The following is a 14,703-nucleotide window of genomic DNA, read 5'->3' as shown; positions in this document are numbered from 1 at the left end:
TCCGCACGAGCGATCACGCCGCCCGCTCCTATCCTGGTAACGGGTCGGTGCTGATCAGGAGTGCGTGAAGGAAGTCGCGATGGCTGATCGAAGCAGCGGCGACGAACGGGCGATCGACCAGGCCCGGGCAGCCGCCGGCCGGGAGGCGTGGGCGGAGGCGTACGCACTCCTGCGCGACGTGGACGCCGATCACCTCGGCCCCGACGATCTCGCCGTGCTGGCGGACGCGGCCTGGTGGAACAGCAGGGTCGAGGAATCGGTCGAGGCCCGGACCAGGGCCTACTCCGGCTATGTGGCGGCGGGCGCCGACCGGCAGGCCGGATTCACCGCGTGGATGCTCCACTACGAGTACCAGCTGGCCGGGCGGACGGCGGCAGCCGCCGGGTGGCTCGGGCGGGCTCGGCGGCACCTCGCGGACGAGCCCGAATGCGTGGAGCAGTGCTATCTCGCCTGGGTCGAGGCGGAGGAGGCACAGCGGCGCGGTGCGTTCGAAGAGGCCATGAGCTGTGCCGGCCGGATGGCCGGCATCGCACGGCGCTGCGGCAGCGCGGATCTCGTCGCGATGAGCAGCCAGGCACAGGCGAGCGTGCTGCTGGCCGAGGGCCGGGTGGCCGCCGGGCTCGCCCTCCTCGACGACGCCATGTGCTCGGCCATGGCGGGGGAGCTCAGCTCGCTCTTCACCGGCTGGCTCTACTGCCTCGGCCTCCAGCAGTGCATGGCCTGCGCCGACCTGGAACGGGCCGTCGAGTGGACCGACGCCGCCATGGGCTGGTGCGCCTCGATGCCGGCGGAGAACAACTACCGGGGTCTGTGCCGCGTCCACCAGTGCGAGGTGCTCGAGCTCTGTGGTGACTGGCCCCGGGCCGAGACCGCAGCCGCGCTGAGCGTCCCCGAGCTGCTGCCCTACGAGGCCCGGGTCGCCGCGGAGGCGATCTATCTGACCGCCGGCATCCAGCGGCGGCGCGGCGACCTGGCCGCGGCCGAGGCCTCGTACGCGCGGGCCCACGAGCTCGGCCGCGACCCGCAGCCCGGCCTTGCCCTGCTGCGCCTGGCTCAGGGCAAGGCGGAGTCCGCCGCCGCCGCGCTCCGGCTCGCGGTGGCGGACGGGGACGGCGGCGCACGGGTCGGCCGCTGCCGGCTGCTCGCCGCGCAGGTCGAGGTCTCGCTCGCGCTCGGAGAGCTCGACCAGGCCCGGACGGCGGCTGAGGAGCTGGAGTCGATCGCACGCGAGTGGCAGCAGCGGTGCGAGTCCGAGACCACGGTGCTGCACGCGACGGCCGCGGCGGCCCGCGGTGCGGTCGCCTTCGCGGAGAAGGAGCCGGAGCGCGCCCTGCCTCTGCTGCACCGGGCGCTGGCGCTCTGGCTGGAGCTGGGTGTGCCGTACGAGGCCGCGCAGGTACGGATGACACTCGCCGCCGCGGACCGGGCCGCCGGGGACGCCGAAGGGGCGCGGCTGGAGCTTCAGGCGGCGCGGGCGGTCTTCGAACGCCTCGGCGCGGCCCCGGACGCGCGAAGGGCCGCCGCCCTGCTCAGTGACGTGCATCACCGTCTGCCGGGCGAGCTCACCGAGCGTGAGGCCGAGGTGCTGCGTCTGGTGGCAGCCGGCCGGACCAACCGGTCCATCGCCTCCGAGCTGGTGATCAGCGAGCACACCGTCGCCCGCCATCTGAACAACATCTTCGCGAAGCTCGACGTGCCCTCCAGGGCGGCCGCCACCGCCTACGCGTACACCCACGGCCTGGCGTGAGCGCATGGGCGGTTCTGCCCATGCGTGCCGCGGGGCAATGGGCTGTAACAGCGATGAGCGGTACCCGGCCCCGGGCCTACAACGGTGCTGAGGGAAAGGCGGTGGCGGCCATGACCACCTTCACACCGGCACTCGACGACACACAGGTGCAGCAGCTGCGGGAAGCCGTGCACGGCGATCTGCTCCGGCCCGGCGACGCGGGCTACGAGCAGGCCCGCAAGGTCTACAACGCGGTGCACGACAAGCGGCCGGCGATCATCGTCCGGGCCGCCGACACGGCCGACATCGTCGCCGCCGTCGACTTCGCCCGCGAGCGGGATCTGCGGCTGGCGGTGCGTGGCGGCAGCCACAGTGTCGCCGGGTACGGCACCTGCGACGACGGCGTGGTGCTCGATCTCGGGGGCATGCGCGGCATCCGGGTCGATCCCGGGGCGCGCACCGCTCGGGCCGAGGGCGGCTGTACCTGGGCGGATCTCAACCACGCCACGCACGCCTTCGGCCTGGCGACCACGGGCGGTGTCGTCTCCAGCACCGGAATCGGCGGTCTGACCACCGGGGGCGGCATGGGTCATCTGGCCCGGAGATGCGGTCTGGCCTGCGACAATGTGCTCTCGGCGGATGTGGTCACGGCCGATGGATCATTCCTGACCTGTACGCCGGAGCACGAGGCGGACCTGCTGTGGGCGCTGCGGGGCGGAGGCGGCAACTTCGGGGTCGTCGCATCGTTCGAGTACCGGCTGCATCCTGTGGCCGACATCCTCGGCGGGCCGACGTTCTATCCCCTGGACGCCGACGTGATGCGGGGGTACCGGGAGCTGATCGCGGACTCCGGGGACGAGCTCGGCGCGCTGCTCGTCGTGGGACTCGGGCCGGCGCTGCCCTTCCTGCCCGAGCGGTGGCACGGGCGGCCCCTGTGCGCGGTCGTGACCTGCTGGAGCGGCCCACAGGACCAGGACGAGCGCATCCGCGCACGGCTCGCCGGTCTCGGACCCGTCGTGGGGCAGCACCTCGGGCGGATGCCGTATCCGGTGATCAACACTCTCTTCGACGAGCTGCTGCCGGCGGGCCTCTTCCACTACTGGAAGGGCACCTTCAGTCACGATCTGCCCGACGGGGCGCTCGACGCGCATGTCGAGTACGGCGCCACCGCCCCTACGATCCAGAGCACGACGGTGATCTTCCCCATCGACGGTGCCTGCCACCGGGTGGGCCCCGCGGAGACCGCCTTCGCCTACCGGGACGCCGGCTTCTCGACGGCTCTCAGCCCGACCCTGCTGACGCGCGCCGACTGCGACGCCGCCATCGGCTGGGCCCGCGACTACGCCGCCGCCCTCCGGCCGTACTCCATGGCCGGCGGCTATGTGAACTTCATGGACCAGGACGACCAGGACCGGGTGCGGACCAACTACCGGCAGAACTACGACCGCCTGGTGGCACTCAAGCGGCGCTACGACCCCGGCAACCTCTTCCGCCTGAACCACAACATCGCACCCTGAGCGGACTCCCCGGCGCACCCCAGCGTCTCTGACCTGCACTGTTCCCGATCGGGCAGGAGAATGTCGCATGTGGGGTGAATAGTCCGAATTTAGCCTCGGTGTCTCTATAGCGATAAGTTGCGCTGCTTGTCGCTTTCTGATGTGCCGTCATGGCGCGGGTTGTTCCTTTCATTGCGAGTGATATCGGTCACGAGTGCAAATATGGTCAGTTTTCCCGCTTGGCCCAGTTCCCTTCTGTGGACGGCCAGTTGAGCTGTCGGGCGGGGAATTGATCACGAAATTTCCATGGTCGTATTCATAGGGTGGTTTGTGGTGTGAATTTCGGGCTTGTTCCATCCGGATGGCCTCGCCTACGGTCACCTCAATCCGGGTGGACCGCCGAATCCTGCCGCCGCCCGGAACCGCACCCACTCACGGACGTAGGCAGGAGCGGGGGACCCAGGTAAGCGCCGATCCGGCATCCGGAACGGCTCGGGGTGAAGTCGCACTCCCAGTGCGACCGGGCATCTCCAGCCCGAACCCGACAGCTCACCTCGCAGGCGACGGAGAGGAATTCGTCATGCCTGCAAAGGGTAAGCACCGCCGTCCCAAGTCCAGCTCCCTCACTCGGGGTTTCGTCGCCGCGGGTACCGGCGGCGCCGCGCTCGCTCTCCCGATGCTGGGAGCGACCTCCGCCGGCGCGGCGCAGCCGACGACGGCCGTGGCCGCCGAAAAGGCCGTGGCGCCGACCGTCGCCGTCGCCACGAAGGTGGCCGCGGAGAAGATCAGGCCCGTCACCTATTCCGTGGTGCCCGGCGACTCCCTTTACAAGATCGCGGGCAAGCATTCGCTGAGCGGTGGCTGGAAGCAGCTGTACAAGGACAACCGCGAGGCCGTCGGCGAGAACCCCTCGCTCATTCACCCCGGCCTCAAGCTGACGGTCGGCGCGAAGGCAAAGGCCAAGGCAAAGCCCGAGGCAAAGGCGGAGGCGCCGGCCCCCGCCGAGAAGCGGCCTTCCTCGTCCGACCGTGCCGACCGTTCCGAGCGCTCCAGCGCACCGGCCGCCGAGAGCGGCGCTGCCGAGCAGTCCGCGCCGGAGTCGGCTCCGCAGGCCGCCCCCGTGTACACCAACGACCTCGACGGCTGGATCAGGGAGTCGCTGGACATCATGGGCCGGCAGGGCATCCCGGGCACCTACGAGGGCATCCACCGCAACGTCATGCGCGAGTCCTCCGGCAACCCGCAGGCCATGAACAACTGGGACTCCAACGCCGCGGCCGGAACGCCCTCCAAGGGACTCCTGCAGGTCATCGACCCGACCTTCGCCGCCTACCACGTCCCGGGCACCGCGATGGACCCCTTCGACCCCGTCGCCAACATCACGGCCGCGTGCAACTACGCCGCCGACAAGTACGGTTCGATCGACAACGTGAACGGTCCCTACTGACCGAAAAGCTCTGCGATGCCCGGGGTTCGGCGGAGCCCCGGGCATTGTGCTGCCCCGACACCCTTCCACGAGCTTGACGCCCCGGGACCGTCGCGCCGGGCAACCACCAAGGTGCCCTGCCCTGGCCGGTCCGGGGGCAGTCCGTCATCGCCCCCATGGAATCCCCCACTCCCAGGAACCACCAACGGCCCCTGCCTTGACCGGCCCCGGGACCGTCGCGCCGGGCAACCACCAAGGTGCCCTGCCCTGGCCGGCCCCGCGACCGTCAGTCATCGCCCCCATGGAAACCTCCACTCGGAGCAACCGGCAACGGCCCCTGCCCGGGCCTGCCCGGCGACCGTCAGGGCCCGTTCTGTCCAAGTCCACTTCTGGCCTGTCCCTTTGCGGACACCGCATTCCCCGGAACTGCCCGTCTGCAGCTGGCAGTATTGAGTCAATAGCAATTCACCGCGCTGCCGGCGCGGTGTGATTGAGGGGGAGAAACACATGCCACGTCGTATTCACCGTGCCGTGGTCGCGGCATTCACGAGTGCGCTGATCGCAGGCGGTGCCGGAACGGTCTTAGCCGCCAAGTCCGCAGGTCATGACGGTAAATGGGATGCGTCTCATCCGGTTTCCGGAGGCGTTCTCAGCGACACCGGATGGGACGCCTCCGTTCCGGTTGGCGGCGCAAAGGGCGAGGACACGGGCTGGGACTGAAACACCCCAGGTTTCGGCGTAATTGAGCCATCGGCCCGGGCAGGTTCCGGCCCGGGCCGTGCGACGGAAACAGCGAGAGGGGCGGGATGGCGGCGGAGTCGCTGCGGCCGGCGCGAAGTGATCAGAACCATCACGGAATGGATCCCCGGGAAACGATGCGCGTCCTTCCGGGATTTCTGCAGCATCGGCTGACATTGTTCACCGGAAAACCGATCGAGGGCCAGAACTCGCCGGGCTGGACTGCCGGTTACCACCTGATCGCCGCCACGGCCGCCATGGTGACCGGCAGTGCGCTGTCCACCGGCGCCTGGATTCTCGGGGGTTGGTGGCTGCTCGCCTTGCCGGCCGGGTGGGCCGTCACCCTGCACGGCATGCGCAATCTGCGCATGATGATCTTTCACCAGTGTTCGCACCGCAACATGTACCGCCGCCGCACGACCGACATCGCCATCGGCCGCGCGGTCTCCTCGATCCTGGTGATCCAGAATTTCGAGCGCTACAGCCGTGAGCACGTGGCCGACCACCATGCAGCGCACCACATGACGCTCCGCGACCCGACCGTGCAGGCCTTCCTGATCAGCCTCGGCCTGCGACCGGGCATGACGCGGGAGGCGATGTGGCGGCGGGTGCTGGGCAAGCTGTTCTCGCCGCTGTTCCACCTCCAGTTCGCGCTCGCGCGGGCGCGGTCGTTCTGGAGCGCCTCGGCGGTGGCCGAAAAGGCCACCGCCACCGTGCTGTACGGCGGATCGGCCGCCCTCACCCTGGTGACCGGCACCTGGCCGGCGTTCCTCGTGGTGTGGTGCGTACCGCTGATCCCGCTGTTCCAGATGAGCAACACCCTCCGGCTCTGCGTGAAGCACACCTTCCCGCCCGCCGGGACGGAAGTGCGCCGTGGCCGTGCGTACTTCGCGAGCCTGACCAACGCCATCTTCATCGGCGAGGCCGCCCCGACGGGGCAGGGTGCCGGGGCCTGGTGCCGCTGGGTCGCGCGGATGCTGTTCGTGCACGCGCCCGCCCGCTATCTGGTGCTCACCGGTGACACCGTCGTGCACGACTACCACCACCGTTATCCCTCCAGCCGGGAGTGGTACGACTACCTCTTCGCCCGGCAGCGTGATCTCGACTCGGGGCACCGCGGCTGGCCCGGCTACGAGCACGTCTGGGGACTCGTCCCCGCCATCAACCGGGTCTTCGACTCGATCGCCGCCGCGGACCCCGAGGAGTACGACGCCGGGCGCATCGCCTCGGTGAGCAAGCGGGAACTCTTCGCCGCGTTCGACGACTGAAGGGCCCGGCAGCAGCCCGCCCGGCACCAGCCATCAGGACGGATCACATGACGGAGCAGCCGTTGCGCCAGCACGACCTCGATCAGTACGGGCCGGACCACCGCCCACGGTCCGTCATCCTCGGTGTCGCGGCCAGCGACGCACATGCCGTGGCCAACCATCTCATCGCCCATGCCCTGCGCAGCCTCGGCTTCGAGGTGATCAACCTGGGGACGTGCACCCCGGTGAGCGAGTTCGCCGCCGCCTGCGCGCAGCACCCCGAGGCCGAGGCGGTGATCATCGGAAGCCTCAACGGCCATGCCCTGGAGGACCTGCGGGACCTGCCCGCGGCCAGGGAGTCCGGCGCCATCGCGTGCCCCGTCGTACTCGGCGGCAACCTGTCGGTCGGCAGCCACAAGGAGGCTGCCGCACTCGACCGGCTCTACGCCCTCGGGGTGGACCGGATCCTCGAGGACCCCTCCGAACTGCCCGCAGTCCTGGACCAGTTGCGTGACGAGCGCGCCGCCGGGGCCGCTGCCCGGTCGCGCGCCGCCGCATCATGACGGAGGGGGCCCCGCTGCCGTCGCTCGCGGAGTCGGTCGGCTACATCCGTTCGCTGGGCAAACCGTCGGCGGCCGATGTGCTGGCCCGGGCCCGGGCGTCGGGCCGGGTGGCCGTGCAGCCGCGCTGCGGGGTCGGCGCACACGACGCGATGCGCGAGCTGCTCCTGGAGCTGGCCGCACAGGGCGCCCCCGATCTGCTCACGGTCACCATCGACTCCCACACCCGGCTCGGACGGTTCGAGCGGGCCCTCAGGCTCGCCCATCTCAGCCCACGCGAACTCAACGGCTACCCGCTGGTGGCGCACGGCTGGCAGCGCGGCCGGGAGCTCAACGAGGCCGTTGCCGCCCCGCTGCAGATCCGGCACGGCTCCCCGGACGCCCGGCTGATGTTCGAGGTCGCCGTGGCGTCCGGCATCACGTCCTTCGAAGGCGGCGGGATCTCGTACAACCTGCCCTACTCCAAGGACGTGCCGCTCGCCGATTCGCTGGCCGCGTGGGACGCGGTGGACCGGCGCTGCGGCGAGCTGGCGGAGCTCGGGGTCACCGTGGACCGGGAGCTGTTCGGCACGCTCACCGCGGTGCTGGTGCCGCCCTCGGTCAGTCTCGCCGTCAGCGTGCTGGAGGCGCATCTCGCGGCCCGCGCCGGGGTGCGGTGCATCTCGGTGGCGTACCCCCAGGGCGGGCATCTCGCCCAGGACGTAGCCGCGCTGCGGGCGATCCCCCTGCTGGCGCGCCGCTATCTGCCGTCCGGGATCGAAGTGCACGCCGTGCTGCACGAGTTCATGGGCGTCTTCCCCAAGGAGCGGGGCAATGCCGAGGACCTGATCCTGTACGGGGCGCTGGCCGCCCGGCTCGGCGGCGCCTCCAAGCTGCTCACCAAGACGTATCAGGAGGCGTACGGCATCCCGGACGCGGCCGCGAACGCCGCGGGCATCCGGCTCGCGCAGCGCGCCAACTCCCCGCTGCTGGGCTTCGTCGCGCCCGACGAGGAGGCGGCCGCCGAGGAACTGGACGGGATCCTCACCGAGGTGGCGGAGATCGTGGAGCCCGTACTCGAACGGCCCGACACGCGCACCGCGGTGGTCGACGCCTTCGCCGACGGCCGTCTCGACATCCCGTTCAGCGCCAGCCGGCACGCCCGGTCCGAGGTGATCCCGCGGCGGGACGCCACAGGAGCGATCCGCTATCTGTCGGCCGGCCGTCTGCCGCTGTCCGCCCGGAGCCTGCGACGCCATGGAGAGCAGCTGCGCGCCGGACCGGGCGCGGCGCCACAGATCGGTTCGCTGCTCGCCGAACTCACCGCGGACATCAACTACTTTCCGCTGCTGTTCGGGGAGACTGTGGGCAAGACGAGCGACAAGCCTCAGGGAGGACCCCGTGAAAGCCGTCCGAGTGCACCGGCCGGGAGGACCCGAACAGCTCGCGACCGAGGAGTCGGCGCAGCCAGTGCCTGAGCCCGGTCAGGTCCTGGTGCGCAACGAGGCGGTGGGCGTCAATTTCATCGATGTGTACTACCGCGACGGCACGTACCCCAGCGAACTTCCCTTCATCCCCGGCCAGGAGGCGGCCGGCACGGTCGTGGCCGCCGGCAGGGATGTGACCGGCTTCGCGCCCGGCGACACGGTGGCGTACGCGACCCATCGCGGCGCCTACACGCAGTTGGCGACGGTGCCGGAGGCCGGGCTGGTCCCGGTGCCCCAGGGGGTGACGGCGCGGGACGCCGCCGCCGTACTGCTGCAGGGGCTGGCCGCCCACTATCTGACCCATGACACGTACCCGGTGGCCGCGGGGGACACGGTCGTGGTGCTGGCCGCGGCGGGCGGACTGGGCCGGCTGCTCGTGCAGCTGGCCGCCCACCGCGGGGCGACGGCCATCGCGGTGGTGTCCAGCGCGGAGAAGGAGAAGGTGGCGCTGGAGGCAGGCGCCCGGCACACACTTCGTTACGAGGGGTTCGGCGCCCGGGTGCGCGAACTCACCGGCGGTGCGGGGGCGAACGTCGTCTACGACTCGGTGGGCGCGGCCACCTTCGAGGACAGCCTGACTGCTCTCGGCCGGCGAGGGATGCTGGTGCTCTGCGGGGCGTCCAGCGGTCCGGTGCCGCCGCTCGACACGGGGCTGCTGCGTTCCGGCGGTTCGCTGTATGTGACACGGCCGACGCTCGGCGACCATGTGGCGGGCAGCCAGGAGCTGCGCGCCCGGTCGGCGGAGGTCTTCGCGCTGCTTGCCGCAGGTGCGATCCGGCCGCTCGTCTCGTGCGAACTGCCGCTGGAACAGGCGGCCGAGGCGCACCGGATGCTGGCGGACCGGGCCACCACCGGAAAGCTGTTGCTGCTCCCCTGAGGGCGGCGGGCGCCCGGAGCGCCGCGTACGAGGGTGGCCGCCGGCACCGCCGGCGGCCACCGGTGTGTCCGGGCCGCGCCCGGTTCGGCCGTGGCGCCGCTCCGCGTCACGGGTTGGGGTCCGGTTTGACCATGCCGAGCGAGGTGGCCCGCACCCCGGCCTGGAACCGGCTGGTGGCGCCGAGTTCGTCCATGATGCCCGCCATGTAGCGGCGGCAGGTCCGGGTGGCCATACCCAGCTTGCGGGCAATGACGTCGTCCTTCAGACCGGTGGCCATCAGACGCAGGATGGAGGCCTTGATCTCCTCCGAGGTGCTGGCGTAGTCGACGTCACGCGGGTCGTACGGGCTGGCGGACTGCCACATCTTGTCGTGCATGCGCCACAGATGGCCCACGATGGTCTCGTCGGTCACGATCGCGGCGCCCGGCGGCCGCCCGCCCACCCGTTCCTGCGGGACAAAGGCCAGCGACCGGTCGAATATGATCAGCCGCTCGTAAATCTCCTCGGCCGTGCGCACCTCGGCGCCGAGTTCGGTGACCTTGCGGGTGTAGGTACGGGTGGCGAGGTTCGCCCGCACGGTGTGCTGGTAGAGGATGCGCATGGTCACGCCGCGCTTGAGCATCGTCGTGTCCCGCGCGATCGCCTCGTTGAGCGCCTCGGGGCTGCGCCCGCCGCCCGGCTGGACCGTGAACGCCTCGGAGGTGCAGGCGCGGGTGGCCGCGGCCAGTTCGCGCCGTACCGCTGCCGGGTCCTCGACCAGCCGCACACTCTGGGACGCCTGCGGCAGATGCCGATGGGCACGGTAGACCGGAGCGAGGGACCGCATCTGGCGGTGGATGCGGGCCAGTTGCTCCCGTCGCTCGATGATGCCGGCCTCCAGATGGGCGGAGAGCTCGGCCTCCGCGATCTCGGGGCTGGCGGGGACCGTCGCACTGCCGTCCTCGCCGCGGATGAGCAGGCGCAGGTCGGTGAGCACGGTCCGGATGCGCAGCACCTCGGCCTCGCCTAACGCGAGTTGCTCGGCGACATCGCTGTCATCGAAGACACCCTGGCGTACGGCGTGGTCGTACGCCGCCACGCAGGCGCTGTCCAGTTCGGGGGCGTTTGGTCTGTTTGATGTCGCCATACGTCCGTTCCGTCCGAGTCCACTAGTGGACTGGCCATCTTAGGACAGCGCTATGACACAAGGATTTCTTTTGTTGCGGTCCGGGCGGTGGCAGGATTGCTTGTGGGCCCGCGAAATGTCGTCGAGTAATCCGGAATTGGAAGGAAGACGGCACAGGTATGCGCGAACTTGAGATATCCGGCCGGCGAATCGCAGATGACACCGAGGCTTATGTCATCGCGGAGATCGGTCACAACCACGAAGGCAGCCTGGAAAAAGCGGAAGAGCTGTTCCGGCAGGCTGCGGCCTCCGGTGCGGCGGCCGCGAAGCTGCAGAAACGTGACAACAAGACGTTGTTCACACGGGAGATGTACAACCAGCCGTACACCGGCCGTAACAGCTACGGCGCCACCTACGGTGAACATCGCGAATTCCTGGAGTTCGGGCGCGACGAGTACCGGCACCTGGCCGAACTGGCCAAGGGGTTGGGCATCGATTTCCTCTCCACCGCCTTCGACATGCCGTCGGTGGATTTCCTGATGGACATTGATCTGCCGGCCATCAAGATCGCCTCGGCGGATCTCACCAACACCCCTCTCCTCGCCTACGCGGCCAAGACCGGCAAGACGCTGGTCGTCAGCACCGGCGGCGCGACGATGGACGAGGTCCGGCGGGCGGTGGACACCATCCTGCCGATCAACGACCGGCTGGCGCTGCTCCAGTGCACCGCCGTGTACCCGGCCGGTCCCGACGACCTGAACCTGTCGGTGATCGAGACCTACCGGCAGGAGTTCCCGGACGTGGTGATCGGATTCTCCGGCCATGACCTGGGCAACGAAGCGAGCTGTCTGGCGTACACGGTGGGCGCCCGGGTGATCGAGAAGCACTTCACCCTCGACCAGACCCGCCCGGGCAGCGACCACCACTTCTCGCTCGATCCGCCGCTGCTGGCCGACCTGACCGAGTCCCTGGACCGCACACGCCGGACGCTGGGCTCGCCGCAGAAGGTGTGCAGCGAGCGTGAGGCACCGGCCGTGCGCAAGATGGGCAAGAAACTGGTCGCGGTACGCGATCTCCCGGCCGGTCACACGGTCACCGTCGAGGACGTCATCGCCCGCTCCCCGGGCGACGGCATGAAGCCGTACCGGCTCGACGAGGTGCTGGGCCGTGCGCTGCGTGAGCCGCTTGCGGCAGACGGCGCCTTCGCCCCGGAACTGCTCGATCCCGTCCCTGCCGCCGCCGGCGCGGGACAGGCGGGCTGACCCTGTGGTGTCCGACCTGACCGGCAGAGTCGCCGTGGTCACCGGAGTGGGCGGAAAGCTCGGCCGGGTGTGGACCAGGGCCCTGCTCCAGGCGGGTGCCGACGTCTTCGGGCTCGACCGGGTCGAGCCCGAGGACGGGGCGCTCAAGCAGTACGCCGAGGATGCCCAGGGCAGGGGTGCCGGCCGGTTCGCCTTCCAGTACGGGGACGTCACCGACCGCAGCAGCCTGCAGCACGCCCTGGACGACTGCCTCACCCGGCTGGGCCCGCCCGCCGTCCTCGTCAACAACGCCGGCATCGACCAGCCGCCGTCCGCGCAGTCGGGCAGCTGGCTCTTCGAGGACATCCCCGAGGAGCTCTCCAGCGCCGTCCTGGACGTGAACGCGGCCGGAGTGCTGCGCACCTGCCAGGTGTTCGGCACCGAGATGGCCCGGCGTCGGAGGGGATCGGTGATCAACGTCGGTTCGCTGTACGGGACCGTCGCACCGGACCCGCGCTTCTACGACCACATCGAGCTGGACCCGCCGTTCCTCAAACCGCCCGCCTACGGCATGTCCAAGGCCGGGGTCGCCGCGCTCACGCGCTATCTGGCCACCCTCTGGGGACCGTCCGGTGTCCGCGTCAACACCCTCTCCCCCGGCGGGGTGCTGGGCGGACAGGACCCGCAGTTCCGGGAGAAGTTCACCGCCCGGGTTCCCCTTCGGCGCATGGCGACCGAGGACGACCTCGTCGGGCCGCTGCTGTTCCTCGCCTCCGACATGAGCCGCTATGTCACCGGGACCGAACTCGTCGTCGACGGCGGATTCGTGTGCTGGTGACCACCCACGACCTACGGAGTCAGCCATGACCACCACCCTGCACTGGGTGCCGGCGGCCGAGTTCGCCCGGGTACGCGAGCAGATCTCCGACCCGTACGACCGGGCGCGTGCCGTGAGCACGCTCAGCCGGATCAACACCCTCTACATGATCATGCGGGCCGGATCCGGCCATCTGGGCTCCAGCTTCAGCGCCGCCGACATCGTCACCCATCTTCATCTGAGCGAGATGCGACGGCCGTTCGATGACGACGGCGACGTCTACTTCTCCTCCAAGGGGCACGACGCGCCCGGGCTGTACGCCGCGCTCATCGGCCTCGGTGCGCTCGACGAGGAGCTGGTGCACGCACTGCGCCGGATCGACGGGCTGCCCGGCCACCCCGATGTGCACACCCCGCACATGCCGTTCAACACCGGCTCGCTCGGCATGGGCATCTCCAAGGCCAAGGGCCTGATCCTCGCCGACCGGCTGCACGGCCGCGCCCGACGGGTCTACGTGCTGACCGGCGACGGCGAGTTGCAGGAGGGGCAGAACTGGGAGGCGCTCGCCGGGGCCGTGCGGCACGGCATGTGCGAGCTCACCGTCATCGTCGACCACAACAAGATCCAGTCCGACACCTGGGTCGCCGATGTCAGCGATCTCGGCGACCTGGAGGCCAAGTTCCGCGCCTTCGGCTGGGGAGCGCTGCGCTGCGACGGCAACGACCCGATGGAACTGGAGGCCGTCTTCCGTAAACGCGCGGAGAGCTTCCCCGACGGGCCGGCCGTGATCATCGCCGACACCGTCAAGGGCGCCGGCTGCGACACCTTCGCGGCCACCACCTCCCTCCGCGAGGGCGAGTGGATGTACCGCTTCCACAGCGGCGCCCCCTCCGCCGAAGACCACCGCTCCGCCTACTCCGAACTCGCAACGACTGCCGCGGAGTTGCTGGAGAGGCACGGCCTGGGCGAGCTGCGCACCGAGGAAGTGGTCCCGGCCCCCGCACCGGCCGTCGACGTGGCACCGAAGCGACTGCCGCAGGTCTACGGCGAGGCCTTGGTGGAGCTCGCCCGCCGCGACGCGCGGGTGGTCGCACTCGACGCCGACCTGGTCCTGGACACCGGGCTCATTCCGTTCTCCGAGCAGTTCCCGGACCGGTTCTTCGAGTTCGGGATCGCGGAGCAGGACATGGTGTCCGCGGCCGGCGGCCTCGCCGCGGGCGGTCGGCTGCCCTTCGTCCACTCCTTCTCCTGCTTCCTGCACTCCCGACCCAACGAGCAGATCTACAACAACGCCACCGAGGGCCGCCGGATCGTCTACACGGGCTCGCTCGCGGGACTGCTGCCCGCCGCCCCCGGCCACTCCCACCAGGCGGTGCGGGACATCAGCGCGCTGGGCGCCGTACCAGGTCTGCTGGTCCTGGAACCCGCCAACGCGGCCGGGGTCCGCGCCGCCGTGGAGTTCTGCGCCGGCGCCGCCGAGAGCGTGTATCTGCGGCTGGTCTCCGCGCCCGTGCGCAGCGAGGTGGATGCCCTGCCCGCGGCGCCGCTGCGCGTCGGACACGGCCGGGTGGTGCGCGAAGGAGGAGGTGCCGTCGCCATCGGCTCGGGCCCCGTCGTCCTCGCACAGCTGCTGTACGCGGCCGAGTCGCTGGCCGCCGACGGTGTCGAGCTGACCGTGGTGGAACTGCCCTGGCTGAACCGGGCGGACCCCCAGTGGCTGGCCCAACTGGCCGCGCGCGCCACAACACTGACCGTGGTCGAGAACCACTACACGCAAGGCGGGCAGGCCGACACCGTCGCCCGGGCCCTGCTGGAACTGGGTCTCGACACCGCACCCCGCTTCCATGGGATCGGTCTCACCGAGGTGCCCCGGTGCGGCACCGAGACGGAGGCCCTGGCCGCACACGGCCTGGACGCTGCCGCGCTCGCCGAGGCCCTGAGCCCCGCCGCCACCCGCTGAGCTCTGCCGAGCCCTAATCCCGCCGAGCCCTGCTGAACAGGAGT

Annotated in this window: 11 protein-coding genes and 1 riboswitch; of the genes, 10 read left to right on the top strand and 1 reads right to left on the bottom strand. The window is 70.4% G+C overall.

The window, feature by feature from the left end; all coding sequences use genetic code 11:
- The first annotated feature begins 79 nt into the window (after positions 1-79).
- The 7 genes from ABZ208_RS12995 (at position 80) to ABZ208_RS12965 (ending at position 9,536) form a co-directional block, all read left to right on the top strand.
- A complete protein-coding gene (locus ABZ208_RS12995; protein WP_356909534.1) occupies positions 80-1,747 on the top strand; it encodes a helix-turn-helix transcriptional regulator in 1,668 nt (555 codons plus the stop codon).
- 110 nt (positions 1,748-1,857) lie between these two features.
- Positions 1,858-3,243 carry an FAD-binding oxidoreductase gene (locus tag ABZ208_RS12990; RefSeq protein ID WP_356909533.1) on the top strand — a complete coding sequence of 462 codons (1,386 nt, stop codon included), beginning with the start codon at positions 1,858-1,860 and terminating at the stop codon, positions 3,241-3,243.
- A gap of 394 nt (positions 3,244-3,637) precedes the next feature.
- Positions 3,638-3,798, top strand: a riboswitch (cyclic di-AMP (ydaO/yuaA leader).
- A 4-nt stretch (positions 3,799-3,802) separates the two neighbouring features.
- The gene (locus ABZ208_RS12985) at positions 3,803-4,669 is read left to right on the top strand and encodes a transglycosylase SLT domain-containing protein (protein WP_356909532.1); all 867 of its coding nucleotides are present in this window, start codon (positions 3,803-3,805) and stop codon (positions 4,667-4,669) included.
- An 893-nt stretch (positions 4,670-5,562) separates the two neighbouring features.
- Positions 5,563-6,654: a stearoyl-CoA 9-desaturase gene (locus ABZ208_RS12980; protein WP_356909531.1), complete on the top strand. Its 1,092-nt coding sequence runs from the start codon at positions 5,563-5,565 to the stop codon at positions 6,652-6,654.
- 47 nt (positions 6,655-6,701) lie between these two features.
- The gene (locus tag ABZ208_RS12975; protein WP_356909530.1) at positions 6,702-7,196 is read left to right on the top strand and encodes a cobalamin-dependent protein; all 495 of its coding nucleotides are present in this window, start codon (positions 6,702-6,704) and stop codon (positions 7,194-7,196) included.
- The gene (locus ABZ208_RS12970; protein ID WP_356909529.1) at positions 7,193-8,650 is read left to right on the top strand and encodes a methylaspartate mutase; all 1,458 of its coding nucleotides are present in this window, start codon (positions 7,193-7,195) and stop codon (positions 8,648-8,650) included. Before ABZ208_RS12975 ends, ABZ208_RS12970 begins: the two co-directional genes overlap by 4 nt.
- Positions 8,643-9,536 (top strand): quinone oxidoreductase, encoded by an 894-nt coding sequence (locus ABZ208_RS12965; RefSeq protein WP_356909528.1) that lies wholly within the window; start codon positions 8,643-8,645, stop codon positions 9,534-9,536. The genes ABZ208_RS12970 and ABZ208_RS12965 overlap by 8 nt, the downstream gene beginning before the upstream one ends.
- A gap of 106 nt (positions 9,537-9,642) precedes the next feature.
- Here the strand turns inward: ABZ208_RS12965 and ABZ208_RS12960 are convergent, their stop codons facing one another.
- Positions 9,643-10,662 (bottom strand): LuxR C-terminal-related transcriptional regulator, encoded by a 1,020-nt coding sequence (locus tag ABZ208_RS12960; RefSeq protein WP_356909527.1) that lies wholly within the window; start codon positions 10,660-10,662, stop codon positions 9,643-9,645.
- 158 nt (positions 10,663-10,820) lie between these two features.
- On the opposite strand from ABZ208_RS12960, the gene ABZ208_RS12955 reads away from it, so the two are divergent.
- Genes ABZ208_RS12955 through ABZ208_RS12945 form a run of 3 tightly spaced genes read left to right on the top strand, consistent with a single transcriptional unit; the run spans position 10,821 to position 14,659 of the window.
- On the top strand, positions 10,821-11,903 hold the full coding sequence (locus tag ABZ208_RS12955) for an N-acetylneuraminate synthase family protein (protein ID WP_356909526.1): 1,083 nt from the start codon (positions 10,821-10,823) through the stop codon (positions 11,901-11,903).
- Between the two features lie 7 nt (positions 11,904-11,910).
- Positions 11,911-12,720 (top strand): SDR family oxidoreductase, encoded by an 810-nt coding sequence (locus ABZ208_RS12950; RefSeq protein ID WP_356909525.1) that lies wholly within the window; start codon positions 11,911-11,913, stop codon positions 12,718-12,720.
- A 25-nt stretch (positions 12,721-12,745) separates the two neighbouring features.
- Positions 12,746-14,659, top strand: a complete 1,914-nt coding sequence (locus ABZ208_RS12945; protein ID WP_356909524.1) for a transketolase C-terminal domain-containing protein — start codon at positions 12,746-12,748, stop codon at positions 14,657-14,659.
- The last annotated feature ends 44 nt before the right edge of the window (positions 14,660-14,703 follow it).

Origin of the sequence: Streptomyces sp. NPDC006208, from assembly GCF_040613775.1 — a bacterium.
GTDB lineage: Bacteria > Actinomycetota > Actinomycetes > Streptomycetales > Streptomycetaceae > Streptomyces.
Note: the sequence above shows the minus strand (reverse complement) of the source record. Positions and strands in the feature narration are given on the sequence as shown.

Excerpts from the sequence above, each read along its gene's own strand:
- ABZ208_RS12995 (WP_356909534.1), top strand. The coding sequence starts at position 80 with ATGGCTGATCGAAGCAGCGGCGACGAACGGGCGATCGACCAGGCCCGG.
- ABZ208_RS12990 (WP_356909533.1), top strand. The coding sequence starts at position 1,858 with ATGACCACCTTCACACCGGCACTCGACGACACACAGGTGCAGCAGCTG.
- ABZ208_RS12985 (WP_356909532.1), top strand. The coding sequence starts at position 3,803 with ATGCCTGCAAAGGGTAAGCACCGCCGTCCCAAGTCCAGCTCCCTCACT.
- ABZ208_RS12975 (WP_356909530.1), top strand. The coding sequence starts at position 6,702 with ATGACGGAGCAGCCGTTGCGCCAGCACGACCTCGATCAGTACGGGCCG.
- ABZ208_RS12970 (WP_356909529.1), top strand. The coding sequence starts at position 7,193 with ATGACGGAGGGGGCCCCGCTGCCGTCGCTCGCGGAGTCGGTCGGCTAC.
- ABZ208_RS12960 (WP_356909527.1), bottom strand. The coding sequence starts at position 10,662 with ATGGCGACATCAAACAGACCAAACGCCCCCGAACTGGACAGCGCCTGC.
- ABZ208_RS12955 (WP_356909526.1), top strand. The coding sequence starts at position 10,821 with ATGCGCGAACTTGAGATATCCGGCCGGCGAATCGCAGATGACACCGAG.
- ABZ208_RS12945 (WP_356909524.1), top strand. The coding sequence starts at position 12,746 with ATGACCACCACCCTGCACTGGGTGCCGGCGGCCGAGTTCGCCCGGGTA.